This window comes from Enterobacter cloacae complex sp. HYC003_NIDB (assembly GCF_056673375.1).
The window spans coordinates 768039-794957 of record NZ_CP114220.1; the positions used below are offsets into that span (position 1 = coordinate 768039).

Consider the following 26919-nt stretch of genomic DNA (forward strand, 5'->3'; position numbering starts at 1 on the left):
CTGTGATGATCCTTATGACTTCGCCAGACTACTTCACCACACACATGGGTCTGCCAGATACCGGTTCGGGATGGATTTCCGCTTCTACGCTGAACACCGTCTTTAGAAGCTCTGGTTTCATCACTGCTTCCGGAGCACCTTGCGCCATCACGCGACCGCTTGCCAGTACCACCAGATGATCGCAATAGCGGCTGGCCTGATTCAGATCGTGGAGTACCGTCACTACGGTTTTCCCCTGCCTTTTGAGTTCAACCATCAGGCGCATCAGTTCAACCTGATGATTGATATCGAGGTAGGTCGTAGGCTCATCAAGAAGAATGAGTGGGGTATCCTGTGCCAGCACCATCGCCAGAAACGCACGCTGGCGCTGGCCGCCGGAAAGCTGGGTTAACCTGCGGTCAGCCAGATTGCGCGTCCGGGTCTGACTCATTGCCACGTTGACCCGCTCGTTGTCTTCCGCGGAGAGTCGCCCCCACAACGACAGCCACGGGCTGCGGCCGTAGGAAACCAGTTCCCGTACAGTGATCCCCTCGGGGGATAAATGGTGTTGCGGCAGTAAAGCCAGGCGGCGAGCCAGCTGGCGGGCGGAAAAACCGGCTATGGGTTTTTCATCAAGCAATATCTCGCCAGAGTCTGGTGTTAACAGGCGAGAAAAACAGTTCAACAGCGTCGATTTCCCGCAACCGTTAGGGCCGAGCAGGGCCGTGATTTTTCCGGCAGGCAGGGCGAGAGAAAGTCCATCCAGCACGGTTTGTGCGCCATAGCTGACGGTCAGATTTTCAGTACGTAATCTCATTTATCGCATTCTCACAAGCAGCCAGACAAACCACGGTGCGCCGATAATGGCGGTCAGCACGCCTGCCGGAAGCTCCAGCGGCGGATGAATGATTCGTGCCAGCAGATCGGCAATGACCAGCAACAACGCGCCCGTCAGGGCCGAAACGGGCATCAGCCAGCGGTGACGCCCGCCGGCGATCCTGCGCACCATGTGCGGCACGACGAGACCAATAAAACTTATCGGGCCACAGACGGCCACGCCGGTTGCTGTCATCGCGACAGCCAGCATCAGCCCCTGGAACCGGGTGCGCTGAACCGACACGCCGAGCGTGGCTGCTCGTGCATCGCCCAGCGCCAGCAGGTCGAGATCGCGACAAAAGCGCAGGCTCAGCGGCAAAAACAGAATGAGCAACGGCACGGCAATCTTCACAAAGTGCCAGTCGCGCCCCCATAAGCTACCCGTCAGCCACAGCAGGGCACTGTTTACATCCTGCGGGTGCAGGAGCATCAGGTAATCCGTCAGGCTCGCCCAGCAGGCGGAAAGCGCCACGCCGGTGAGCGCCAGCTTCATCGGCTGGTGGGTCTTTGCCAGCATCTTCAGCAAGATCAACCCCGCCATACCGCCCGCAAAGGCCAGCAGCGGCAGCACCATCACGGATAGTGATGGCATAAGAAGCAGTGCTCCCACAGAGGCAAGGCTGGCGGCATGGTTAATGCCGAGAATATCCGGTGATGCTAGCGGGTTACGCACAATCCCCTGTACCAGCACGCCCGCCACGGCGAGGGCTGCACCGACAAACAGTGCCAGCAGCAAGCGCGGCAGTCGGTACTCCATCAATACATAATAATGCTCGCGTCCGTCCTGCCAGTCGGTCAGCAGCGCGCGCCACGGCACGGGGATCACCCCCATATGGAGTGATAACAGCGCACAACCTGCCAGGGCAAGGGTGATGAAAATGACCAGCGCAATTTTCATCCTCGCCTCCTCACCAGCCAGACAAAGCAAGGACTGCCAATCAGCGCCAGCACTGCGCCTGCGGGCAGATCGCCGGGGAAGGCCAGCGCGCGTGCGAGTACATCTGCCATCAGCATCAGCGTGGCCCCCAGCAGCATGCTCACCGGCAGTACGTTGCGCTGATCGAAGCCTGCCCAGAAGCGCGCCAGATGTGGCACCAGCAGGCCGATAAACGCCACCGGACCTGCCACACTGACGCACGCGCCAACCAGAAGCAGCACTAACATATTGATGATCAAACGTAGTCTCGGCAGGTTCACTCCCAGCGTATGGGCGGTACTGTCGCTGACGTTGAGCAGGTTCAGTTGATTCGTCAGCAGCAACACGACAGGGACTGCAGTGACCACCACCGGCAAGAGCTGCCAGAAATCCTGCCAGTGGGCGTGGGACACTCCGCCTGCCAGCCAGTAAAAGATGCCGTAAGCATGATCTTCGGCCAGCAGCAGGGTGATGCGGGTCAGGGCCATACAAAAGGCCGACAGCGCGATACCCGCGAGGATCAGTTTGTTTCTGTCCTGGGTATGACGAAACCCGCCTCCTGCGGTCATGACCAGCAGCCAGCTCACGCCGCCCCCGCATGCCGCGATGAACGACAGGGAATAGCCTGCAACCGGCGTCGGACTCAGCGCGCTGGTAAGCGCCATAGCCAGCGCCGCGCCGCTGTTAATGCCGAGCAGTGAAGGAGAGGCCATTGGGTTGTGGGTCAGGGTTTGCAGCAGCGTGCCCGCGAGCGCCAGGCTTGCGCCGATCAGAACGGCGACCAGGCTTCGCGGCAAACGAAGGTTTTGCACCAGCGCTTCTGGTAGCGTTGGCGTGTGTCCAGGCAGCAGGGCGCGGATTGCGTCTGCTCCGGAAACAGGAATGGCCGAGTAGCAAAACAGACTCAGCCAGAAAATAATAATAAGTACTGCAACGGGAAGCCCCCACAGCAGCACCGGGTGTTTTAGCGCGGTCATTTCACATCGGTAAGCGGCTGATGGTGGAAGATTTTTACCGTGTCAGCGGCAATACGCTCTGCGGCAAAAATACCGCGCATCCGCGCCCAGGCGTTACTGTCGACTGAAGCAACCTGCTGCTTCTGCGCGGCGGTTAATATCTGCCAGAGCGGATCTTGTTGCCAGCGTTTAACAATGCTCTCTTCGCGATAGTGGGCAACCAGCAGCCAGGCAGGATTGACCGCCAGCAGTTGCTCCAGGCCGATGGACGGCATGGACGCGCCCGCCATCGCAGCGGGAACGTTCAGCCCCAGAGAAGCCAGCACGCTGCCGGTCCAGGTCTCCTGGGTATGCAGGTTGAATAGCTGTTCGCGTGATGTGCCAAAGGCCACGCGTGTCCCTGTGGGAAGCTGGCTGGACCACTGCGCCATCTTCTCTTTATGTTGTTCCAGACGCGCCTGCATCTCTCGTTTTTTACCTACCACTTCGCCGATGATAGCCGCTGAGTGCAAATTTTCAGCGTAGGTTTCGTTGCGGGACTTAAGCAGCAGTACCGGCGCGATTTGCTGCAAGGCAGTGTAAATCCCCGCATGGCGACTGCTGTCGGCAATGATCAGGTCTGGTTTCAGGGCAGCAATGGCTTCCAGGCTCGGCTGCGCGCGCGTTCCGACGGACTGCCACGGTTTCAGGTGCGCACGCACTTCGGGCAGGATGCGTTTTGCATCGTTATCTTCGGCAATACCGATCGGGCTGACGTCCACGGCGGCCAGCGCATCGGCGAACGAGAGTTCCAGCACCACAATCCGTTGTGGCGTTTTATCGAGTGTAAACGTGCCGTGTTCGTCCTGAACCGTGGCGGCAAAGGCGTGGCCGATCACCAGCAGCAGGCCTGCAAAAAGAAAACGGATAAATGCCAACATAGTCACATTCCAGCTAAAAGCCCGGCAAGCCGGGCGTTAACACATCAGAACTTCAACGACCCCTGCATATACAGCGTGCGCGGCTGGCCTGCGTAGATGCCTTTGTTGTTGTCGTCATAAGAGCGGATGAAGTAGTCCTGGTCGAAGATGTTTTTCACACCGAACGCCAGGTTCAGATCTGCCATCTGCGGGCCAAAGTCATACGCCACGCGTGCGCCCCAGAGCATGAAGCCGGGAATGCGGCCGGTACTGCCGTCGGCGCTCTCTTTCACCGTATTGGCGTTATCCGCAAACTGGCTGGACTGGAAATCGCTGTTCAGATTGAACGTCCAGTTGCCCGGCTTGTAGTCCACGCCCAGCGTGCCTTTATGTTTCGGGGAGAATGGCACCTGATTGCCATAGGTGTCGCCTTTCTCGCGGATTTCCGCGTTCACATACGCATAGCTGGCGTAGACGGAAACGTTATCAAGCGTTGGCGTTAGCGTACCCAGGTCGTAACGTGCCTGCGTTTCCAGCCCGGTATGGCGCGTTTTGCCACGTGCAGTGACGGTGTCGTTGGTCTGGTTGGAGTCGTACTGATTGTTAAAGTTAATCAGGAACAGCCCCATTTCCGCCGTCAGCGCGCCGTCATCGTAGCGGGTACCGAGTTCCCAGGTTCGCGCTTTTTCCGGTTCCACATTGCCGCTTTGCACAGCCTTGCCAATCTGGCTGTACTGTACGGTGCCGAACGAGCCTTCAGTGTTTGCATAAAGATTCCAGCTATCAGTCAGGTGATAGAGCACGTTCAACGCCGGAAGCGGTGCGTTATAGCTCACCTCTTCGTGCGTGCCTTTGATGGCGTTGTTCTGGTATGACTCGATATGTTCGAAACGCATACCCGGCGTGATGGTCCAGTTGCCGATGTCGATTTTGTCATCCAGATACCAGGCGTGCGCCTCGGTGCCGGAACGCGTGTCGCGGTCGTAAGGGCTTGAGCCGGACGGCAACTGCCCGCTGCTGGTGGCGGTGTAGTAACGCATTTCATGCGTTGATTCATTCACATAGCGATAGCCCACGCCCACTTCGTGCGCGGAAGGGCCGATCATAAAGCTCTGGCTGTAGCGTGGCTCAATACCGCGCACCCAGTAGTTACGCGGCGAGAGGGTGATGCGTTTGCCTTGCTCCAGGTAGCCGCTGCGCAGGGTTTGGGTGTAGAACCCCTGAATGTTGAATTTATGCTGGCTGTCCGGCTGGAACTGGTAGCCCAGGCTCGCCAGCTTGCGACGGCCCCAGAAGCGGTCATACGGGCGGGTGGATTGCCAGCGATCGGCGTCGTAATCCGCGCGGGACAGGCCGCCGGGCATGTCGGCTTCACCATCGTAATATTGCAGCAGGCTGTTGAAGGTGTGCACCTCATTCGGCGCATATTTGCTTTTCAGCATCAGGTCGTCGATGCGGGTGGCGCTGTGCTCGCGCCAGTCACTGCCGCGCGTGCCGGAGTAGAGCAGCGCGGTGCCAAAACCGTTGTCCGCTGTGCCGCCCACCATCAGGTTGTGCGTCTCTTTCGGGTTGTTTTGTGAAGAGGTTGGGCTGAGCTGACCTTCCACCCCCGCCTCGATACCAAAGTCCTGCGGAATGGCGCGGGTAACAAAGTTCACCACGCCGCCCACGCTCTGCGGTCCGTAACGCACCGCACCACCACCGCGCACCACGTCAATGGCATCCATGTTGCCGAGCGAAACGGGAGCCAGTGAAAGCTGCGGCTGACCGTAAGGGGCAAAGGGGACGGGGATGCCGTCCATCAGGACGGTCGAGCGGCTGGCGAGGCGTGGGTTCAGGCCCCGGATGCCAAAGTTCATCGCCAGGTCGTGGCTGCCGGTGCCGTTGTTTTCCGGCGCGCTGACGCCAGGGATGCGGTTAAGCACCTCACGCATGGTGGTTGCGCCGGTTTTGGCGAAATCCTCACGGCGGATCACGTCACGCGCGCCAGCATGTTCAAATACGTCGTTTTCACGCGCATCGCCCAGCCAGTCGCCGACCACGGTCAGGGCATCTTCTTTTGGCGCGGGCGCGGTCTCCAGCGTCCAGCTGTTATTTCTCAGCGGTTTTACCTGCAGTCCGCTGCCGTCCAGCAGTTGTTGCAGGCCGCTCTCGACGTCGTAATCTCCGTGCAGGCCGTTGCTCTGCTTGCCGCGCGTCAGGCTGGCGTCAACCGAGAGGGTAATTCCGCTGTGTGCGGCATACTGATTGAGCGCTTTGTCGAGCGATCCCGGTGCGATATCAACCTGTGCAGCAAAAGCGGAAAACGAGAGACCGGCCAGCGGCAGCAGGCTCAGGCGAATGGCGTTAACCAAAGGTGTTGTTTTACGAAAAACGCGTAACGGCGTCATACCTTCTCCATCATCATTTTTGTTGTGTTCAGCTATGAGTCGAACGAGAAGGGTAAAAAGGACAATCGAAATGAGAATTATTTTTCTTACAGCGGTGAAATGTTTATCCAGTACCGCGTAATAGACTGAATTTTAACGGGAAGCGTTTGAGCGATAACGTTCAGGATCGCATCGGTATTTTTCAGCGGGAACGTCCCGCTCAGGCGCAGCCCGGCAACGGCGGGATCGCAGCGCAGCACGCCGTTGCGGTAACGGCTTAGCGTGGCTATCACCTCACCCAGCGGTTTATCGCTGAAGCTCAGGATGCCCTTCGTCCAGCTTGTACTCTCGTCATCCAGCGGTTTCACTGCGCCAAACTCAGAGGCGCTGAACTGCAGGCTTTCACCAGCGTTCACGATGCGTTTTTGCGCGGGGGCACTGGCGAGAAGCACTTCCACGGCGTGCTGCTGCACGTCAAGCTGCGTGAAATTATCCTGCTGGCGGACGGTAAATTCTGTCCCTAAAGCGGTGAGTTGGCCCTGACGGGTCAGGACGCGGAAGGGGCGTTGCTGCGCATCTTTCGCGGTAGTAATGGCGATTTCACCGTACCAGAGCCGGACGGTGCGCTGATGCGCATCAAAACGCACATCCGCCGCGCTTTGGGTATTCAGCGTGAGCAGGGAGCCATCTTCCAGTTGCTGACGGCTGACTGCGCCTTTGGCGGTGCGGTAATCTGCCCGCAGACCTTCGCCGGTTTCCGACTGCCAGAGTTGCCAGCCTCCGCCAGCGCCGAGCAACAGCAGTAATCCTTTCATCACGTGACGGCGGGTGAGGCGGGTATCGTGCAGCGCTCGGCTGGCAACGTCGCCAGGCACACCGCCAAGCTGGTTGCGCAGGTTTTCAACCTGCTGCCAGGCCCACTGGTTATCCTGATCCTGTTCATACCACTGTTGCCAGCGCGCTTCCTGTTGTGGGCTGACGCGCTCGCCGCTTAGCACGGCATACCAGTGGGAAGCTGAACGCAGCGCCTGACGGCGGGAATCGGTTAACGAAGGATTCATAACCCATGCTCCAGACGAAACAGCAGGCAGTGCTCGACGGCTTTCGCCACGTATTTTTTCACGGAGCTGACGGAAACACCGAGTTTGTGCGCAATCTCGCTGTATGTCAGGCCATCCAGTTGCGAAAGCAGAAACGCTTCACGTGTTTTTCCGTTTAGCCCGTCCAGCATGCTGTCGACGAGTTGTAGGGTCTCGAGCTGGCTTTCGCGTTCCTCAGGTGAAGGCGCTACCCCCTCCGGCATAAGCGCCAGCATCTCCAGATACGCTTTTTCCAGCGCGTTTCGGCGAAACAGGTCCACCATCACGCGTTTGGCGATAGTGCACAGGAAAGAGCGAGGATCGCGGATCGTCGAGAGCGTTTCGCTGCTCATTACCCGCAAAAAAGTGTCCTGGGCAATGTCATCTGCATCAAAGGCAGACTGGAGTTTGCGCGTCAGCCAACTTTTCAACCAGCCGTGATGGGTGCCATAAAGCGACTCGAACGTTAAGGAAGCTGTGGAAGTGGCACGGTCAGACATGCGGAGTGCATCAAAAGTTAATTATCACGTAGCCATATTAATATGAGAATGGTTATCATTACAATTGGAAATAAAATTGTTTCCAATAAACATTTTTAACATGTTGTTTTTCTAAGTGTTATAAGGTAGGTATAAAATGGGATGGATCCTCTGCTTCTGGCATCTGTCGGTCAGAATGACATCATGATGTGGTCTGCTATTATTGACATCCTCCCCGCCCTTTAGGGCGGGGAGGATGTCAACTATGAGTGTTGCCTGAAATGTCGCCAGCCCCCGGTACAGCAGAAGTATCTCGGGCTTTCTGCGTTTGCTCCTGGTGGGTATGGCCCCCGCAAGCGGGGGTTATTGCTAACTGGGTAATGACTCAAAATTATTGATAGTGTTTTATGTTCAGATAATGCCCGATGACTTTGTCATGCAGCTCCACCGATTTTGTGAGCGACAGCGACTTCCGTCCCAGCCGTGCCAGGTGCTGCCTCAGATTCAGGTTATGCCGCTCAATTCGCTGCGTATATCGCTTGCTGATTACGTGCAGCTTTCCCTTCAGGCGGGATTCATACAGCGGCCAGCCATCCGTCATCCATATCACCACGTCAAAGGGTGACAGCAGGCTCATAAGACGCCCCAGCGTCGCCATAGTGCGTTCACCGAATACGTGCGCAAACCGTCTTCCGGAGCCTGTCATACGCGTAAAACAGCCAGCGCTGGCGCGATTTAGCCCCGACGTATCCCCACTGTTCGTCCATTTCCGCGCAGACGATGACGTCACTGCCCGGCTGTATGCGCGAGGTTACCGACTGCGGCCTGAGTTTTTTAAGTGACGTAAAATCGTGTTGAGGCCAACGCCCATAATGCGGGCGGTTGCCCGGCATCCAACGCCATTCATGGCCATATCAATGATTTTCTGGTGCGTACCGGGTTGAGAAGCGGTGTAAGTGAACTGCAGTTGCCATGTTTTACGGCAGTGAGAGCAGAGATAGCGCTGATGTCCGGCGGTGCTTTTGCCGTTACGCACCACCCCGTCAGTAGCTGAACAGGAGGGACAGCTGATAGAAACAGAAGCCACTGGAGCACCTCAAAAACACCATCATACAGGCTTTGTTGAATAAATCAGATTTCGGGTAAGTCTCCCCCGTAGCGGGTTGTGTTTTCAGGCAATACGCACGCTTTCAGGCATACCTGCTTTCGTCATTTTGTTCAGCGCTCGTACCAGGGCCATAGCCTCCGCAACCTGACCATCGTAGTCACGCAGCGTCAGTGAACCCCCGAACAGCTGTTTTACCCGGTACATCGCCGTTTCCGCTATCGAGCGACGGTTGTAATCTGTTGTCCATTTCCACCGCGCATTACTCCCGGTCATTCGCTGATTAGCCACTGCACGGTTACGGTCTGCATATTCACCGGGCCAGTAACCCGCACCTTTTCGGGGTGGGATAAGCGCGCTGATTTTCTTACGCCGCAGTTCATCGTGACAGAGCCGGGTGTCGTAAGCGCCGTCTGCCGATGCTGCCCTGATTTTTCTGTGAGTCTGCCGGATAAGACCCGGGAAGGCTTCTGAGTCCGTCACATTGTTCAGCGACAGGTCTGCACAGATGATTTCATGTGTGTTGCTGTCAACTGCCAGATGCAACTTTCGCCATATACGACGGCGTTCCTGGCCATGCTTTTTGACTTTCCACTCGCCTTCACCAAAGACCTTCAGCCCGGTGGAATCAATCACCAGATGCGCGATTTCACCCCGGGTGAACGTTTTGAAACTGACGTTAACCGACTTTGCCCGCCTGCTGACACAGCTGTAATCCGGGCAGCGTAGCGGAACGTTCATCAGAGAAAAAATGGAATCAATAAAGCCCTGCGCAGCGCGCAGGGTCAGCCTGAATACGCGTTTAATGACCAGCACAGTCGTGATGGCAAGGTCAGAATAGCGCTGAGGTCTGCCTCGTGAAGAAGGTGTTGCTGACTCATACCAGGCCTGAATAGCTTCATCATCCAGCCAGAAAGTTATGGAGCCACGGTTGATGAGGGCTTTATTGTAGGTGGGCCAGTTGGTGATTTTGAACTTTTGCTTTGCCACGGAACGGTCTGCGTTGTCGGGAAGATGCGTGATCTGATCCTTCAACTCAGCAAAAGTTCGATTTATTCAACAAAGCCCATCATACACTAAATCATTAAGTTGGCAGCATCACCGATTTTTTAAACATATAAAATACCATCAATGAAGTGATTAAGAAGTTATAGAGTAACAGAGAATTAATAAGATTCTTTTCTCTGAGACGCCAGAATATTTGTTCTGGCGTCTGATTTTGAGTTTATTTGACTAATGAAAATAGATCATTGAGTGATTCGCTCATCGACGGATGAGTAAATATCTGATCGCGTAATATGCTATAAGGCAGCCCGGCATCCATCACCATTTTCACTATATTGATCATCTCGTGGGAGTCAATACACAGCAGTGATGCCCCTAATATACGTTGGGTTTTATTATCAACAATCGCTTTTAATACCCCACGGGTATCGTTCATCACTCTGGCGCGCGGAATTGCAGCTACAGGCAATGTCACCACCTGAATATCAGCACCACTCTCTCTGGCTTGTTCTTCTGTCATACCAACCCTGGACAGGGGCGGTGTCATAAATACGGAATAAGGCACATTTTTCCGATCATCAGTACTACGTTTGCCTTCACCCAGTAACTCATCACGTACAATGCGGTAATCATCCAGTGATATGTAAGTAAATTGCAGCCCGCCGGTAACATCTCCCATCGCCCAAATATTGTCTGCGGTGGTATGTAATCGCTTGTCAACGACAATTGCCCCGCGCTCGTTTACTGCGATACCGGCATTTTCTGGATGTAACGAAGCGGTAGCCGGTTGACGACCGGAAGCTATTAACAGTGCATCCACCGCCAGTTGGGCGTGCTCGCTATGCACTTGCACTTGATTTTCATGGTGACTGATTCGCTCCACATGGGCATTGAGGATAATATCGACGCCCTGATCGCGTAAAATCGTCGCGATATTATCAGCAATATCCCGATCTTCCCGAGGCAAAAACAGCGAAGCTGCCTCTAAAATGGTTACTTTGCTGCCAAAATTAGCGAACATAGAGGCGAACTCAACGCCAATATATCCGCCGCCCAAAATACCTAAATGCCCAGGCAATTCTTTTAGATTAAGTAATCCGGTGCTGTCATATACACCAGGCGTGGTGGTAATTCCAGGAATTGGCGGAACCACGGCTTGTGCACCGGTATTAATAAAAATTTTCTCGCCATGAATCTCCAAATTTCCCTCAGGCCGATGAACACGCAGGCTATGATTATTGATAAACTCCGCCTGGCCGTCGATCACGTCGATATTGGGCATATCCGCAAGATTATGAAAATTCTTATTACGTAAAAAATTAACCACTTCATTTTTACGCTGTATGGCACGGACAAAATCTGTGTGCTGCTGTGCGTCATGAACCAATGTTTTGGTTGGGATACAGCCGATATTAATACAGGTCCCGCCATACATTGCATTTGATTGTTCGATGAGAGCCACACGCCAACCTGCTTTTGCCAGCGTGACGGCTAATGTTTTTCCAGCCTTGCCAAAACCAATAATAACTGCCTGATATTTATTCATGATGATTTCCTGTCGAAACGCGTTCATTTGACATCATGACTATAGACGCAAAAGGTGATGCTGCCAACTTACTGATTTAGTGTATGATGGTGTTTTTGAGGTGCTCCAGTGGCTTCTGTTTGGCTTTGTTGAATAAATCGAACTTTTGCTGAGTTGAAGGATCAGATCACGCATCTTCCCGACAACGCAGACCGTTCCGTGGCAAAGCAAAAGTTCAAAATCACCAACTGGCCCACCTACAATAAAGCCCTCATCAACCGTGGCTCCATAACTTTCTGGCTGGATGATGAAGCTATTCAGGCCTGGTATGAGTCGGCAGCGCCTTCTTCACGAGGCAGACCTCAGCGCTATTCTAACCTTGCCATCACGACTGTGCTGGTCATTAAACGCGTATTCAGGCTGACCCTGCGCGCTGCGCAGGGCTTTATTGATTCCATTTTTTCTCTGATGAACGTTCCGCTACGCTGCCCGGATTACAGCTGTGTCAGCAGGCGGGCAAAGTCGGTTAATGTCAGTTTCAAAACGCCCACCCGGGGTGAAATCGCACACCTGGTAATTGATTCCACCGGGCTGAAGGTCTTCGGTGAAGGCGAGTGGAAAGTCAAAAAGCATGGCCAGGAACGCCGCCGTATCTGGCGTAAGCTGCATCTCGCCGTTGACAGTAAAACACATGAAATCATCTGCGCTGACCTGTCGCTGAACAACGTTACGGACTCAGAGGCCTTCCCCGGGTTAATCCGGCAAACCCACCGGAAAATCAGGTCAGCCGCCGCCGATGGCGCTTACGATACCCGGCTATGTCACGATGAACTGCGGCGTAAGAAAATCAGCGCGCTTATCCCTCCCCGAAAAGGTGCGGGTTACTGTCCCGGTGAATATGCAGACCGTAACCGTGCAGTGGCTAATCAGCGAATGACCGGGAGTAATGCGCGGTGGAAATGGACAACAGATTACAACCGTCGCTCGATAGCGGAAACGGCGATGTACCGGGTAAAACAGCTGTTCGGGGGTTCACTGACGCTGCGTGACTACGATGGTCAGGTTGCGGAGGCTATGGCCCTGGTACGAGCGCTGAACAAAATGACGAAAGCAGGTATGCCTGAAAGCGTGCGTATTGCCTGAAAACACAACCCGCTACGGGGGAGACTTACCCGAAATCTGATTTATTCAACAAAGCCATTCACTGGATGTGGAAGAGAATATCATATCACTATGTTGCAACTGCCATAAACAAATTCATCTTGGCAAGGGGTTTGAAGATATGTTGAGGAAAATATATGCCGAGCGGAAAGATGTATTAAAAAAAGCGGGAATCGAGATATTATTAGAGGATTTGATTCTTTTTTACAAGATGGAAGGTAATTAATCTTCGAGAAGATGCATGCTTATTTTTATTTTTTAGCAATGAATGTGAAATACTGCCTGACTATCAATCCTGTCATGTGGTTCAGATTTATGGGGGAGGATTTTAATATTTTACCAGCATGGCATGTCGATCAATCGGTTAAGTATAGCGCCAGGTAACCAGACGGATTTTCCCTCTCAGGCGGGAGTCGTTATCCATCGTCCAGTACCTGATTAAAAGTAGGAGTAATTACAAGAAAATTAAATTGTATGACTATTATTTCCGTTCAGAAAAGAAAGTTACATTAAAAACCCGAAATTATTCGGGTTTTTAATTAGTTAAGTGCTATATATTTTCGTGTCCGGGGGTACCCTAAGAGGGTGCGCAAGACAACACTCCAGTGTTCATTATTTATGACTGTCAAGCCATTTATTCATCTGCTCAATTTCACCTTTTTGAGCTTTAATGATGTCCTGCGCAAGCTTTCTCATTTCGGGATCTTTTCCGTATTTGAGCTCGGTCTCAGCCATTGCGATTGCCCCTTCATGGTGTGCGATCATACCTTTTGCAAAGGCCTTATCGGGATTGGATTCATTAACGGCGGCCATCATTTTTTCATGCATATTTTTCATGCCAGCCATATATTCCTGTGATGATGCCGATGAGTGCATATCTGACATTTTCATTTCCGAATGTTCAGCAGAAATGGCTGGCAGGGATAACATTAATATTACAAAAAGGGTGTTTTTGATTTTCATATAATAATTCCTTTCAGACAGGTACCGGTTAAGTGTAGCTGAGTCAGACAAAAAAGCCCTCTGACGGGGGGCAAAAATGTAGCAACGTTGTTTCAGGAAAATCTATCAGGGAAAAGGTAACAGCACGGATACTACCGTCGCATTCAGCCTGCATTGATCATGCGGCGGTGCGCTTCGGCCATGGCCTGATGTGGGCCGGATTGCCCGTTATTCATGAATTCATGGGCAACCGCTGCTCTTTCATGCTCATTCATCGCCGCGTAAGACGTTGACGGGACGGTCGTGGATACCGTGTTATTTCCCATCATCTTCTGATGACTTTCCACCATTTTCTGGTGCGCATCCGCCGAGCCGTTCGTCATGGTCTCATGAGCAATAATGGCCTGTTCATGCTGGTCCATACCGGTCATACGAGGAGCAGTCCCCTGGATCCCGACAGGAGCCGCAGCAGACTGCATCTGGTGAGCAGGAGCCTGTGCATTGTTGACGCGATCATGGATATTCACGGTTTCAGTGGCCCAGGCCGATGAAATTAAACCAAAGCCCAGCAAAGATGCTAATACGATATTTTTCATGATAACTCTCCATTTCTGAATTAGTGATGTCCGGGGAAGTACAACCGGTGTTTTCAGTTCCATAACTGAAACAAGTTCGGCAGCGTTTATTTCTCCGGAAGAGGGCTGGATATTCATTTCCTGGCGTACTCTGACGCCGGGTATTGATGAAGCAATCCAGCCTTCCTGATAAGTTGCACTAATTATATCGAATGGCTTCTGTTTGCTGCATGACAGGCTAATGACATCTTTGTCATTTACATCTTTATTTTCAGCATTGGGTTTCCGGGATCATTTTCTCCAGTCTGGGCACGGATAAGATAAAACGCGTGGAGCGTACGTCTGATTCCACCTGCACTCTTCCGTGATGTGCTTCCACGATTGACTTCACAATCGCAAGGCCGATGCCGCTGCCTTCTCCTTTTCGTTGTCTGGATGGATCCACCCGATAAAAACGGTCAAACAGCCTTGATAAATGTTCTTCAGGGATCGGTTTCCCCGGATTTTCAATCACAAGGTCAAAAAAGCTCTCCTGCTCTCTTATTGAGACGGTGATTGCCTGTCCCTCCGGGGTATAACGCAGGGCATTGGATAACAGATTATTGATCGCCCTTCTGAACATTTGTGGATCTCCCTCAACCAGGCAGGGCATCCCGTTAAATTTGAGCGTGATATTGCGTTCTTCGGCCCAGGCTTCGAAAAACTCGAAGACTTTCATGACTTCCGCTCTGAGGTCAAACATGACCCTGTCAGGTATCAGCTGATTATTATCTGCCTGTGCCAGGAACAGCATATCGCTGACCATTTTGGTCATCCGGTTATACTCTTCAAGACTGGAATAGAGGACATCCTCAAGTTCCCTCTGTGTTCGATCCTGACTCAGTGCGATTTCAGTCTGCGTCACCAGATTGGTGATGGGCGTTCTGATCTCATGCGCGATATCGGCAGAGAAATTGGCCTGGCGGGTAAAGACATCCTCAATCTTTCCAATCATATGATTGAACGAGATAACCAGTTGCTCCAGCTCAATGGGAACGCGTGTCGGTTCCAGTCGCGCATCAAGATTCTCGGAGGTGATGTTTTTAATGGCATTGCTGACATTACGAAGGGGCAGGTGCCCCTGACGGACAGCGATTCGAATGATCAGAACAATCAACAGGCTTATCACGACGGCAATCGCAATCAGGTTCTTTTTCAGCGCATCGAGGTAATGGAGATGGAAATTAATGGATAGGCCAGTCAGCATGACATAGTTCTGCTGTTTGCCCTGAAATATCGCCTGACCAGAGGAGGCGATAATCCTGTATGTTTCCATCTTCATTTCGGACCCGGTATCCATCGGTCCCGCAGGATCCTCCACCGTCCAGAGAAAGACATCCCGTGCGCGGCTGTGCTCGCTAAAATCTGCTGAATTCACTGCCGGGCGTAGTGCCGCCCCCTGAGCTGAGCTAAAGAGCACTTCCCCCCTGGGATTGAGGAGCAAAAGGGCAACGTTGCGGTAGCTGGCAATTGATTCCTTTATTTTGCTTATTTTTTTATCATCCGGATCCACCGGGGACTGCAGTATACGGTTCAGTGTGGTGCTGATTTGTTGAAGATCGCTGACATCCTGCTCGGCAAAATGATTTTCAACAGAATGCAGCATAAACCAGGTGAAGGCGATAAAAGCCAGTATCGTGGACAGGCTGATAAAAAAGGTCAGCCGCAGAGCGAGTGAGAAAGGGCGTCTGGAAGGTTTGCTATGCATCCGGGACCTCCAGCATGTAGCCCACGCCCCGGACTGTCTGGATCAGCTTTGTCCCGTAATCGTTGTCTATTTTAGCGCGGAGTCGCTTTACTGCGACATCGATCGCATTAGTGTCGCTGTCAAAATTCATGTCCCAGACCTGAGAGGCAATCAGGGAGCGGGGAAGAACCTCTCCCTGATGGCGAATGAAGAATTCCAGCAGGCTGAACTCTTTACTGGTGAGCACAATGCGGTTTCCGGCGCGACTGACTTTTCTGGATACGAGATCAATCGAGAGGTCAGCCACCTTAAACTGGCTTTCCGTGATCATCGTGTTTCCCCGCCTCAGAAGGGTTCTCACCCGGGCGAGCAGTTCAGCAAACGCAAAGGGTTTAACCAGATAATCGTCCGCACCCAGTTCCAGTCCTTTGACCCTATGTTCGATCGTGCCGAGGGCTGTCAGCAGTAAGACCGGCATACCCTTTCCGGCAGTGCGCAGCATGCGGATGATATCCCAGCCGTTCACATCAGGTAGCATGATATCCAGAATGACTAAATCATACTCGGCTGTCATGGCGAGATGATATCCGGTAAGACCATTATCAGCGTGATCCACTACGAACCCTGCCTCTGTAAGCCCTTTGCTGAGATATTCACCTGTTTTAATTTCGTCTTCGACGATCAATATTTTCATCTTGCTCCCCGGCTGGCTGCTAATGTCATTCTATTGCGCCCACGATCGTTATCAACGGATTACAGCAAAAATGACAACATTGTCATTATCCTGTCACCCGGCAAACAGAGAGCGTTAGGTAAAGTACCCCTATCAATACTCTGGACTTCATTTGAACCATTTACCAGGTCTGCCTGGACGAGAAGCGTTATGTTCAAATTAAAATTACTCAGCATTAGCACGATATTCATCCTGGCAGGCTGCGTGTCGCTTGCGCCTGAATATCAGCGGCCCGCAGCACCGGTACCCCAGCAGTTTTCACTGTCCCATAACAGCCTGACGCCAGCGGTAAATGGCTATCAGGATACGGGCTGGCGTAACTTTTTTGTCGATCCCCAGGTTACCCGGTTGATCGGTGAAGCTCTGACTAATAACCGTGATTTGAGAATGGCTGCCCTGAAGGTTGAAGAGGCCCGAGCCCAGTTCAACGTCACGGATGCAGATCGTTATCCCCAGCTGAATGCCTCATCCGGGATAACATACAGCGGTGGTCTGAAAGGTGACAAGCCGACCACACAGGAGTACGACGCGAGACTGGAGCTCAGCTATGAGCTCGATTTTTTCGGCAAACTTAAGAACATGAGTGATGCTGACCGCCAGAACTACTTTGCCAGCGAAGAAGCCCGTCGGGCCGTACACATCCTGCTGGTCTCCAACGTTTCACAGAGCTATTTCAGCCAGCAACTGGCGTACGAACAACTCCGTATTGCGCGGGAAACGCTGAAAAATTATGAACAGTCCTATGCTTTCGTTGAGCAACAGCTCGTGACCGGGAGTACGAACGTTCTGGCACTTGAACAGGCGAGAGGACAAATCGAAAGTACCCGCGCCGAAATAGCCAAACGAGAAGGCGATCTGGCTCAGGCAAACAATGCCCTGCAACTGGTGCTTGGAACGTACCGCGCAGTTCCGTCAGAAAAAGGGATGAAAGGTGGGGAGATCGCACCAGTAAAATTGCCACCAAATCTGTCGTCACAAATATTGCTGCAGCGTCCGGATATTATGGAAGCGGAATACCAGTTGAAAGCGGCTGATGCCAATATTGGCGCAGCGCGAGCGGCTTTTTTCCCGTCCATTACCCTGACCAGTGGTCTCTCCTCAAGCAGTACGGAGCTGTCCAGCCTCTTTACGTCAGGAAGTGGAATGTGGAATTTTATTCCTAAAATTGAAATTCCTATATTTAATGCTGGCAGGAACAAAGCCAATCTGAAGCTGGCTGAAATTCGCCAGCAACAGTCGGTGGTTAATTACGAACAAAAAATTCAGTCAGCCTTTAAGGATGTTTCCGACACGCTTGCGCTGCGCGACAGCCTTAGCCAGCAACTTGAGTCACAGCAGCGTTATCTTGATTCACTACAGATAACTCTACAGCGTGCCAGAGGATTGTATGCAAGTGGTGCTGTCAGTTACATCGAAGTGCTGGATGCAGAACGTTCCCTCTTCGCGACGCAGCAAACCATTCTCGATCTTACCTATTCCCGACAGGTTAACGAAATTAATCTGTTTACCGCGCTGGGTGGCGGTTGGGTAGAGTAAATTTATTCAATTAATCAGGAAATTAAAAATGCGTAATTCACTTAAAGCCGTTTTATTTGGTGCCTTCTCTGTCATGTTTTCTGCCGGTCTTCATGCTGAAACACATCAGCATGGCGATATGAATGCTGCCAGTGATGCTTCGGTACAGCAGGTTATCAAGGGCACCGGTATCGTTAAAGAAATTGATATGAATAGTAAAAAGATCACCATTTCGCACGAAGCAATCCCTGCGGTGGGCTGGCCTGCAATGACCATGCGCTTCACTTTTGTTAATGCAGACGACGCTATCAATGCCCTGAAAACCGGCAACCATGTCGATTTCTCGTTTATTCAGCAGGGCAATATATCCTTACTCAAAAGCATTAACGTTACGCAATCCTGATTGACTGTCCGGAGCGAATACATCCAGTGCGTCTGAACATTCATTAAGGGATTACTGTGAATGAATGATCGGCCGCATATGCCAGGTGTTTTGATTTTTCAGCGAGAAATTGTATGGCTTCTTTAAAGATAAAATATGCTGCAATAATTATCAGCAGCCTCATAGCAGGAGGGCTGATATCGGTTACTGCCTGGCAGTATGTAAACTCATCACAAAAAACAGTACAAACCGAACAAAAGGCACCCGAGCGAAAGGTACTTTTCTGGTATGACCCGATGAAACCGGATACCAAATTTGATAAACCCGGAAAATCTCCCTTTATGGATATGGACCTGGTGCCAAAATATGCTGATGAAAGCGGCGATAAAAGCAGTGGCGGGATCCGTATCGATCCAACGCAGGTTCAGAATCTGGGATTAAAAACGCAAAAAGTCACGCGAGGAATGCTGAATTATTCTCAGACAATCCCGGCTAATGTCAGTTACAACGAGTATCAGTTTGTCATTGTGCAGGCGCGCTCTGACGGTTTCGTCGAAAAAGTGTATCCCCTGACGATTGGCGATCATGTGAAGAAAGGCACTCCGCTTATCGATATCACCATTCCTGAATGGGTTGAGGCACAAAGTGAGTTCCTGCTGTTATCCGGTACAGGCGGTACGTCAACCCAGATAAAAGGGGTTCTGGAGCGACTTCGTCTGGCTGGTATGCCGGAAGAGGATATTCAAAGGCTGCGTTCAACCCGCACAATCCAGACCCGTTTTACCATTAAAGCACCTATTGATGGTGTCATTACTGCGTTTGACCTGCGCACCGGCATGAATATTTCGAAAGATAAAGTAGTGGCTCAGATTCAGGGGATGGACCCGGTCTGGATCAGCGCTGCAGTGCCAGAATCTATCGCATATCTGCTGAAAGATACGTCGCAGTTTGAAATTTCGGTACCGGCTTATCCGGATAAAACATTCCATGTCGAAAAATGGAACATTCTTCCCAGCGTGGATCAGACAACCCGTACGCTTCAGGTCCGTCTCCAGGTTTCTAATAAGGATGAGTTTCTCAAGCCGGGCATGAATGCCTATCTGAAACTGAATACCAAGAGCCAGGAGATGCTGCTGATACCAAGCCAGGCCGTTATCGATACCGGCAAAGAACAGCGCGTGATTACTGTTGATGATGAAGGCAAGTTTGTGCCGAAACAGATCCACGTTCTGCATGAATCACAGCAACAGTCCGGCATCGGTTCCGGCCTGAATGAAGGCGATACCGTGGTGGTCAGTGGCCTGTTCCTCATTGACTCCGAAGCCAATATTACGGGCGCGCTGGAACGTATGCGCCACCCTGAAAAAACAGAAAGCAGTATGCCAGCAATGTCTGACCAGCCTGTAAATATGCATTCAGGGCACTGAGGAGACGACGATGATTGAATGGATTATCCGGCGCTCTGTCGCCAACCGTTTCCTGGTCATGATGGGGGCCCTGTTTCTCAGCATCTGGGGTACATGGACGATTATTAACACGCCGGTCGATGCCTTGCCTGACCTGTCAGATGTGCAGGTCATTATCAAAACCAGCTATCCCGGCCAGGCCCCGCAGATTGTAGAAAACCAGGTCACCTATCCACTTACCACCACCATGCTGTCCGTACCTGGCGCAAAAACCGTGCGTGGTTTTTCACAGTTCGGGGATTCGTATGTGTATGTCATTTTTGAAGACGGCACCGATCTGTACTGGGCCCGTTCCCGCGTGCTGGAATATCTGAATCAGGTTCAGGGAAAACTGCCTGCCGGTGTGAGTTCTGAAATCGGTCCTGATGCCACGGGTGTGGGCTGGATTTTTGAATATGCCCTTGTCGATCGCAACGGAAAACACGACCTTTCAGAACTGCGCTCTCTGCAGGACTGGTTCCTGAAATTTGAGCTGAAAACCATCCCGAACGTGGCTGAGGTCGCTTCGGTTGGCGGCGTGGTGAAACAGTACCAGATTCAGGTCAATCCGGTAAAACTGTCCCAGTACGGTATCAGCCTGCCCGAAGTGAAACAGGCACTTGAATCGTCTAACCAGGAGGCCGGTGGCTCATCCGTTGAAATGGCCGAAGCGGAGTATATGGTCCGTGCCAGCGGTTATCTTCAGAGCATTGATGATTTTAATAACATCGTCCTGAAAACAGGTGAGAACGGCGTGCCGGTTTATCTGCGGGATGTTGCCCGCGTGCAGACCGGGCCCGAAATGAGGCGTGGTATTGCCGAGCTGAACGGCCAGGGAGAAGTCGCTGGCGGCGTGGTGATCCTGCGGTCGGGTAAAAATGCGCGCGACGTTATCACGGCAGTGAGGGATAAACTGGAGACGCTGAAGGCCAGCCTGCCGGAAGGCGTTGAAATCGTGACCACCTACGATCGCAGCCAGTTAATCGACCGGGCGATTGATAACCTCAGTTCCAAACTTCTGGAAGAGTTTATCGTGGTGGCCATCGTCTGTGCTCTGTTCCTGTGGCACGTACGTTCTGCCCTGGTGGCGATTATCTCTCTGCCGCTTGGCCTGTGTATCGCCTTTATCGTCATGCACTTCCAGGGACTGAACGCCAATATCATGTCGCTGGGAGGGATAGCGATTGCCGTCGGTGCGATGGTGGATGCCGCCATTGTGATGATTGAAAATGCGCACAAACGGCTTGAGGAGTGGGATCATCAGCATCCGGGTGAGCAGATTGACAACGCCACCCGCTGGAAGGTGATTACCGACGCCTCCGTGGAAGTGGGACCCGCGTTGTTCATTAGCCTGCTGATCATCACCCTGTCCTTTATTCCTATCTTTACCCTGGAAGGGCAGGAAGGTCGTCTGTTTGGCCCGCTGGCATTCACGAAAACGTACTCCATGGCGGGAGCGGCCGCACTGGCCATCATCGTCATTCCTATTCTGATGGGATTCTGGATCCGGGGGAAAATTCCTGCCGAGACCAGTAACCCCCTGAACCGGGTGCTGATCAAAGCGTATCATCCTTTGCTGCTGCGGGTCCTCCACTGGCCAAAAACAACCCTGCTGGTTGCGGCCTTGTCCATTTTCACGGTTATCTGGCCACTGAGTCAGGTGGGCGGTGAATTTCTGCCGAAGATTAACGAGGGCGATCTGCTGTATATGCCGTCGACCTTGCCTGGCGTCTCTCCGGCAGAAGCTGCAGCGCTCCTGCAGACAACAGACAAGTTAATCAAAAGCGTTCCTGAAGTGGCTTCTGTATTTGGCAAGACCGGTAAAGCAGAGACCGCAACGGATTCCGCGCCGCTCGAAATGGTGGAAACCACGATCCAGCTCAAACCTGAGGATCAGTGGCGTCCCGGCATGACAATTGACAAGATTATTGATGAACTCGACAGGACAGTCCGTTTACCGGGTCTGGCAAACCTCTGGGTGCCGCCTATCCGTAACCGTATTGATATGCTCTCAACCGGGATCAAAAGCCCGATAGGTATCAAAGTGTCCGGGACTGTTCTGTCCGATATCGACGCGACGGCGCAGAGTATCGAGGCGGTAGCCAAAACCGTGCCTGGCGTGGTGTCTGTCCTGGCTGAGCGACTTGAGGGCGGGCGCTACATCGATATCGATATCAACCGGGAGAAAGCCTCCCGCTACGGGATGACGGTAGGTGATGTCCAGCTGTTCGTCTCTTCAGCAATCGGAGGTGCTATGGTGGGTGAGACGGTTGAAGGGGTGGCCCGGTACCCTATTAACATTCGCTACCCGCAGGATTACCGGAACAGTCCGCAGGCGCTGAAACAGATGCCGATCCTGACCCCGATGAAGCAGCAGATCACGCTGGGCGATGTCGCGGATATTAACGTCGTTTCTGGACCAACCATGCTGAAAACCGAAAATGCCCGGCCAGCCAGCTGGATTTATGTTGATGCCCGCGGCAGGGACATGGTGTCGGTGGTTAACGACATTAAGACGGCCATCAGCGAGAAAGTGAAACTGAGACCGGGAACCAGTGTGGCATTCTCCGGACAGTTTGAACTGCTTGAGCATGCCAACAAGAAACTGAAGCTGATGGTGCCGATGACGGTGATGATCATTTTCATCCTGTTGTATCTGGCATTCCGCCGGGTTGACGAAGCCCTGCTGATCCTGATGAGCCTGCCGTTCGCCCTGGTTGGCGGAATATGGTTCCTGTACTGGCAGGGCTTCCATATGTCAGTGGCGACCGGAACCGGGTTTATCGCCCTGGCCGGGGTGGCAGCAGAGTTTGGCGTGGTCATGCTGATGTATCTGCGTCATGCCATTGAAGCGCACCCGGAATTGTCCCGTAAAGAGACGTTCACACCGGAAGGTCTTGATGAAGCCCTCTATCATGGTGCCGTACTGCGTGTCCGGCCGAAAGCCATGACCGTGGCGGTGATCATTGCGGGTCTGCTGCCAATACTCTGGGGAACCGGCGCAGGTTCAGAAGTCATGAGCCGTATTGCGGCACCCATGATTGGTGGGATGATCACGGCTCCGCTGCTGTCCCTGTTCATTATTCCTGCCGCCTACAAATTAATCTGGCTGCGCAGACATAAAAAAAGCGTGTCCTGAACCTGAAAGGGCACCCCCTGTGGGTGTCCTTCTTTACTGATTCACCCTGACGTCAGGGTTTATATCGATAATATACAGAGGTGAGTATGAAAAAAGTGGTTCTAATGGCGCTGGCTCTCGGCCTTTCACTACCCGCGATGGCGAGTGAAAAAGTGATTGATATGTACAAATCTGAAAACTGTGGCTGTTGTTCCCTGTGGGGCAAAGCGATGGAAAAAGACGGGTTTGAAGTACGAACTCACGTCATGAATGATCAGGCGCTGTCAGCCCTGAAAGAAAAGCATGCTATTCCTGCAGGACTACGAAGTTGTCATACCGCGGTTGCCGGTAATTTGATCATTGAAGGCCATGTGCCTGCGACAACGATACATAAGGCAATGCAGTCTGGTTCGGGTATATACGGTCTCGCCACCCCCGGTATGCCAGCAGGAAGTCCTGGAATGGAGATGGGAGCCCGAAAAGAGGCTTACGATGTTATCGCATTCTCACCGGATGGAAGTAAAAAAGTCTTCCAGCGAATCGAATAGTCAGCGGAACGGCTGATAACGGGACGCCGGTAGCAGGCACTCCTGTGCCGGCGATATTCGTGGTAATCGCATCCATGACATACCCTGAAGACAGAAGATGCTTCGGTATGCATAAGGAGAGTTACTGTGAAAAATGACAATGCAGTGCAACACAACAACCAGACTGCTTCTGAGCAGACATTATCCCCGGACGAGGGCCACGTATTGCATAAGGTGAGAGATCCCGTGTGCGGGATGGCCATCCTGCCCGACAGGGCGCACAGCAGCATTCGATACCAGGACCACCAACTTTATTTCTGCTCCGCCAGCTGTGAGAGTAAATTTAAAGCCCATCCCGATCGTTATCTTACCGAAGATGCCAGTGAACATTCCCATCACCATCACCACGATCATCACGAAGTCAGCCCTGATCAGATAAAACAGCCTCACAACCAGGCGGAAAAAGAGAATTCTGAAGGTGTGTGGACATGTCCGATGCACCCGGAGATACGCCGCAGTGGTCCCGGAAGCTGTCCTGTCTGTGGAATGGCACTGGAGCCGCTCGTAGCTACGGCATCCACGGGGCCGAGTGATGAACTTCACGACATGACAAGACGCTTCTGGCTGGGGTTGTTGCTGGCGTTTCCGGTTCTGGTACTCGAAATGGGATCTCATCTGTTTCCCGACTTGAGGAATACAGTACCGCCACAGTACAACACATGGCTGCAGTTGCTTCTGGCCTCCCCTGTCGTGTTGTGGTGTGGCTGGCCATTCTTCGCCCGGGCCGGAATGTCGTTACGTAACCGCTCCCTGAATATGTTTACCCTTGTTGCAATGGGGACCGGCGTAGCCTGGGTTTACAGCGTCATTGCAACCGTCTTCCCCTCCTGGTTTCCTGCATCGTTCAGAAACATGGATGGCCTGGTGGCCGTTTATTTTGAAGCCGCAGCAGTTATTACGGTGCTTGTTCTGCTGGGACAGGTTCTTGAGCTGCGGGCACGGGAACAAACCTCAGGCGCCATTACTGCGCTTCTGAACCTTGCCCCCAAAACCGCCAGACGGCTGGATCATGACGGTCATGAAACGGATATTAATGCGGAAGATGTCCTGCCTGGCGATAAGCTCCGCATCAGACCTGGAGAGAGTATTCCGGTCGACGGTATCGTGGTCGAAGGCAAAACAACCGTTGATGAATCGATGGTGACCGGGGAATCTATGCCTGTTACCAAAACGGAGGGTGACCCTGTCATCGGGGGGACCATTAATCAGACAGGTAGTCTTATCATCCGTGCAGAGAAAGTCGGTGATGAAACGATGCTCTCACGAATTGTTCAGATGGTCGCTGATGCACAGCGTTCGCGGGCCCCCATCCAGAGAATGGCTGACAGCGTTTCAGGCTGGTTTGTTCCTCTGGTGATACTTATCGCGGTTGTTGCTTTCATGATCTGGTCTGTCTGGGGGCCCGAGCCCAGGATGGCGCACGGTCTCATTGCGGCTGTGTCGGTCCTGATTATTGCCTGTCCCTGCGCGCTGGGGCTGGCCACGCCGATGTCGATAATGGTGGGGGTGGGCAAAGGAGCCCAGGCCGGGGTGTTAATCAAGAATGCCGAAGCCCTTGAGCGTCTTGAAAAAGTGGACACGCTGGTTGTCGACAAAACAGGCACGCTCACGGAAGGTTCGCCGACGGTGACAGGGATTATCAGTCTCAATCCGGGTGGGGAAACATCTCTTTTGCGTGTAACGGCCGCAGTGGAAAAAGGCTCGCAGCATCCGCTGGGTATGGCAGTAGTTAAAGCAGCACAGGAAAAGGGGATCGCAATACCCGCAGTCACTCATTTCAATGCGCCGTCGGGTAAAGGTGTCTCAGGCGATGTCGAAGGTCAACGGGTTGTTATTGGTAATGAACTGGCTATGCAGGAAAACAGTATCGTTATTGATAATCAAAAGGCCGTTGCGGATACGTTGCGGATGGAAGGTGCTACCGTTATCTATGTGGCCACAGACGGGCACCTTGCAGGCCTGATAGCTATCTCGGATCCCGTGAAAGCAACCACGCCGGATGCGCTTAAAGCTTTGCGTCAGGCGGGGATCCGCATCGTTATGCTCACCGGGGATAACCAGCTTACCGCTGAAGCAGTCGCACGGAAACTGGGAATAGATGAGGTTGAAGCCGGGATTCTGCCGGATGGCAAAAAAGCAGCGATAACCCGACTGAAAGCGTCTGGCCATGTGGTTGCGATGGCCGGAGACGGTGTGAATGATGCCCCGGCGCTGGCAGCGGCTGACGTGGGAATAGCCATGGGAACGGGTACAGATGTGGCAATTGAAAGTGCCGGAGTCACCCTTCTCAAAGGCGACTTGATGATACTGAACAGGGCCCGTCATCTGTCAGAAATCACCATGAAAAATATCCGACAGAATCTGTTTTTTGCATTTATCTACAACGCACTTGGCGTGCCTGTGGCTGCAGGCCTGCTTTATCCTGTGTATGGAATACTGCTGTCGCCAGTTATTGCGGCGGCGGCCATGGCTCTTTCCTCCGTCAGCGTCATTGTGAATGCGTTGCGTCTGAAAAGTGTCAGGCTCGGGAAATAACACTGAGTGAAGGGGCTGTTACGAACAGAAGGAGTCCAGTATGAAAAGTACCACCTATGCGCTTATTGCTGTCGCCGCGATCGCGGCATTTGCCCTCCTGCGCGAACACTGGTCACATGTGGCAGGTTACTGGCCATATCTGTTATTGCTGGTCTGCCCGCTAATGCATCTTTTCCACGGCCACGGAGGGCATGGAGATCATCAACATCAAGGAAGTGAAAACGATAAAAAAAATTAATCCGGCAGACGGGGCCGCGTCGCGGCCCCGTTATCAGTCCAGGTATCGTTCGTAGTCTCTGGCATGCGCAAAGGCATGCTGTTCAAGTTTGTTATCAGCGGGTGCCGCTGCCCGGAACGCCAGTGAGTTAACAGGATTGTTATTGATGACCAGCTCGTAATGCAGATGAGGGCCGGATGAACGTCCGCTGTTACCGGATAACGCAATAGCGCCTCCCCGGGTAACCCTGGCCCCTTTAGTAACGAGTATTTTATTGAGGTGGAGATAGCGAGTTTTAACACCGGCTTTTCCTGTTACTTCAACAAAATATCCCATGGTGCTGTTGTATTCGGCCCGGGTGATTTTTCCGTCGATGACGCTGACTATTTTCGTGTTCATGGGCATGGAATAATCAATGCCATTATGGGGACTCACTTTTCCCGATACCGGGTTAAGTCTTGCAGGATTGAAAGGCGAACTGAGTCTTGCTGTGGCCGGTAACGGATAATCGAGACTGCCTTTCCCGGAAGTATCGGAAAGGTTATAGAACTTTTTATCTGATATACGATACGCCGTGTAATTAAATGAACCGGACGTAAATTTATAGGCCACGACACGTGATTTTCCCGCTTTCTTTTGCAGTACGAGTTTTAATGATTCATTTTTTTTCAAATGCCGCAGATTAAACCGGGAAGGCAAGGAGCGCTGAAGAGTAGCGATCTCGTTCGATTCCAGCCCCGAGCGGGTGGCTGAAAGGTAGGCATTTTCTTTTACGACATCGGTAGAATACATTTA

23 protein-coding genes and 2 pseudogenes are annotated in these 26919 nt (G+C 52.5%); 9 read left to right on the forward strand and 16 right to left on the reverse strand.

The window, feature by feature from the left end:
• Positions 1-28 precede the first annotated feature (28 nt).
• From fecE to rclA, 11 genes and pseudogenes are all read right to left on the reverse strand, one after another.
• Positions 29-796, reverse strand: coding sequence for a Fe(3+) dicitrate ABC transporter ATP-binding protein FecE (gene fecE / locus O1722_RS03660; protein ID WP_004152282.1), 768 nt, complete (start codon positions 794-796; stop codon positions 29-31).
• Positions 797-1753 (reverse strand): Fe(3+) dicitrate ABC transporter permease subunit FecD, encoded by a 957-nt coding sequence (gene fecD / locus O1722_RS03665; RefSeq protein WP_004118246.1) that lies wholly within the window; start codon positions 1751-1753, stop codon positions 797-799. It abuts the gene before it with no gap.
• Complete coding sequence (fecC, locus tag O1722_RS03670) at positions 1750-2748, reverse strand: iron-dicitrate ABC transporter permease FecC (protein WP_023295439.1); 999 nt, start codon at positions 2746-2748, stop codon at positions 1750-1752. Before fecC ends, fecD begins: the two co-directional genes overlap by 4 nt.
• Positions 2745-3647, reverse strand: coding sequence for a Fe(3+) dicitrate ABC transporter substrate-binding protein FecB (gene fecB, locus O1722_RS03675; RefSeq protein ID WP_100151368.1), 903 nt, complete (start codon positions 3645-3647; stop codon positions 2745-2747). Before fecB ends, fecC begins: the two co-directional genes overlap by 4 nt.
• A gap of 44 nt (positions 3648-3691) precedes the next feature.
• A complete protein-coding gene (gene fecA / locus O1722_RS03680) occupies positions 3692-6016 on the reverse strand; it encodes a TonB-dependent Fe(3+) dicitrate receptor FecA (RefSeq protein WP_007898891.1) in 2325 nt (774 codons plus the stop codon).
• An 86-nt stretch (positions 6017-6102) separates the two neighbouring features.
• A complete protein-coding gene (gene fecR / locus O1722_RS03685) occupies positions 6103-7056 on the reverse strand; it encodes a ferric citrate uptake sigma factor regulator FecR (RefSeq protein WP_004118237.1) in 954 nt (317 codons plus the stop codon).
• A complete protein-coding gene (gene fecI / locus O1722_RS03690; RefSeq protein WP_016151347.1) occupies positions 7053-7574 on the reverse strand; it encodes an RNA polymerase sigma factor FecI in 522 nt (173 codons plus the stop codon). Before fecI ends, fecR begins: the two co-directional genes overlap by 4 nt.
• Positions 7575-7944: 370 nt before the next feature.
• Positions 7945-8446 (reverse strand): annotated as a pseudogene (locus O1722_RS03695) (IS1 family transposase).
• Positions 8365-8640, reverse strand: a complete 276-nt coding sequence (locus tag O1722_RS03700; RefSeq protein WP_000179213.1) for an IS1-like element transposase — start codon at positions 8638-8640, stop codon at positions 8365-8367. The pseudogene O1722_RS03695 and the gene O1722_RS03700 overlap by 82 nt, the downstream one beginning before the upstream one ends.
• A gap of 84 nt (positions 8641-8724) precedes the next feature.
• Positions 8725-9693, reverse strand: a complete 969-nt coding sequence (locus tag O1722_RS03705; protein WP_022652343.1) for an IS5-like element IS903B family transposase — start codon at positions 9691-9693, stop codon at positions 8725-8727.
• 190 nt (positions 9694-9883) lie between these two features.
• The gene (gene rclA / locus O1722_RS03710; RefSeq protein WP_007896426.1) at positions 9884-11209 is read right to left on the reverse strand and encodes a reactive chlorine resistance oxidoreductase RclA; all 1326 of its coding nucleotides are present in this window, start codon (positions 11207-11209) and stop codon (positions 9884-9886) included.
• 153 nt (positions 11210-11362) lie between these two features.
• Between rclA and O1722_RS03715 the strand changes: the two genes are divergently transcribed.
• Both O1722_RS03715 and O1722_RS03720 read left to right on the forward strand, forming a co-directional pair.
• Positions 11363-12331, forward strand: a complete 969-nt coding sequence (locus O1722_RS03715; protein WP_021242128.1) for an IS5-like element IS903B family transposase — start codon at positions 11363-11365, stop codon at positions 12329-12331.
• A 55-nt stretch (positions 12332-12386) separates the two neighbouring features.
• Positions 12387-12575, forward strand: a pseudogene (locus tag O1722_RS03720) (HNH endonuclease); the annotation flags it as partial.
• Positions 12576-12961: 386 nt separating this feature from the next.
• On the opposite strand, the gene copM reads toward O1722_RS03720, so the two are convergent.
• The 4 genes from copM to silR all read right to left on the reverse strand — a co-directional run bounded on the left by copM (position 12962) and on the right by silR (position 16286).
• The gene (copM, locus tag O1722_RS03725) at positions 12962-13312 is read right to left on the reverse strand and encodes a CopM family metallochaperone (RefSeq protein WP_000694953.1); all 351 of its coding nucleotides are present in this window, start codon (positions 13310-13312) and stop codon (positions 12962-12964) included.
• Positions 13313-13455: 143 nt separating this feature from the next.
• Entirely contained in the window at positions 13456-13887 is a 432-nt protein-coding gene (silE, locus tag O1722_RS03730; protein WP_000790483.1) for a silver-binding protein SilE, read from the reverse strand.
• Between the two features lie 250 nt (positions 13888-14137).
• Positions 14138-15613, reverse strand: a complete 1476-nt coding sequence (silS, locus tag O1722_RS03735; RefSeq protein ID WP_000555737.1) for a copper/silver sensor histidine kinase SilS — start codon at positions 15611-15613, stop codon at positions 14138-14140.
• A complete protein-coding gene (gene silR / locus O1722_RS03740) occupies positions 15606-16286 on the reverse strand; it encodes a copper/silver response regulator transcription factor SilR (protein ID WP_000697969.1) in 681 nt (226 codons plus the stop codon). The genes silS and silR overlap by 8 nt, the downstream gene beginning before the upstream one ends.
• 189 nt (positions 16287-16475) lie before the next feature.
• On the opposite strand from silR, the gene silC reads away from it, so the two are divergent.
• From silC to O1722_RS03775, 7 genes are all read left to right on the forward strand, one after another.
• Positions 16476-17861 (forward strand): Cu(+)/Ag(+) efflux RND transporter outer membrane channel SilC, encoded by a 1386-nt coding sequence (gene silC / locus O1722_RS03745; protein ID WP_004098962.1) that lies wholly within the window; start codon positions 16476-16478, stop codon positions 17859-17861.
• Between the two features lie 28 nt (positions 17862-17889).
• A complete protein-coding gene (gene cusF / locus O1722_RS03750) occupies positions 17890-18243 on the forward strand; it encodes a cation efflux system protein CusF (protein WP_004098961.1) in 354 nt (117 codons plus the stop codon).
• Positions 18244-18356: 113 nt separating this feature from the next.
• Positions 18357-19649 carry a Cu(+)/Ag(+) efflux RND transporter periplasmic adaptor subunit SilB gene (gene silB, locus O1722_RS03755; protein WP_004098959.1) on the forward strand — a complete coding sequence of 431 codons (1293 nt, stop codon included), beginning with the start codon at positions 18357-18359 and terminating at the stop codon, positions 19647-19649.
• Between the two features lie 10 nt (positions 19650-19659).
• Entirely contained in the window at positions 19660-22806 is a 3147-nt protein-coding gene (gene silA / locus O1722_RS03760; RefSeq protein ID WP_000574021.1) for a Cu(+)/Ag(+) efflux RND transporter permease subunit SilA, read from the forward strand.
• 86 nt (positions 22807-22892) lie between these two features.
• A complete protein-coding gene (locus tag O1722_RS03765; RefSeq protein ID WP_000758228.1) occupies positions 22893-23333 on the forward strand; it encodes a DUF411 domain-containing protein in 441 nt (146 codons plus the stop codon).
• A gap of 126 nt (positions 23334-23459) precedes the next feature.
• Positions 23460-25907, forward strand: a complete 2448-nt coding sequence (gene silP / locus O1722_RS03770) for an Ag(+)-translocating P-type ATPase SilP (RefSeq protein ID WP_023295437.1) — start codon at positions 23460-23462, stop codon at positions 25905-25907.
• A gap of 40 nt (positions 25908-25947) precedes the next feature.
• Positions 25948-26145 carry a DUF2933 domain-containing protein gene (locus O1722_RS03775; protein WP_000843497.1) on the forward strand — a complete coding sequence of 66 codons (198 nt, stop codon included), beginning with the start codon at positions 25948-25950 and terminating at the stop codon, positions 26143-26145.
• 33 nt (positions 26146-26178) lie between these two features.
• On the opposite strand, the gene O1722_RS03780 is transcribed toward O1722_RS03775, so the two are convergent.
• Positions 26179-26916 (reverse strand): peptidoglycan DD-metalloendopeptidase family protein, encoded by a 738-nt coding sequence (locus O1722_RS03780; protein ID WP_000287501.1) that lies wholly within the window; start codon positions 26914-26916, stop codon positions 26179-26181.
• Positions 26917-26919 lie beyond the last annotated feature (3 nt).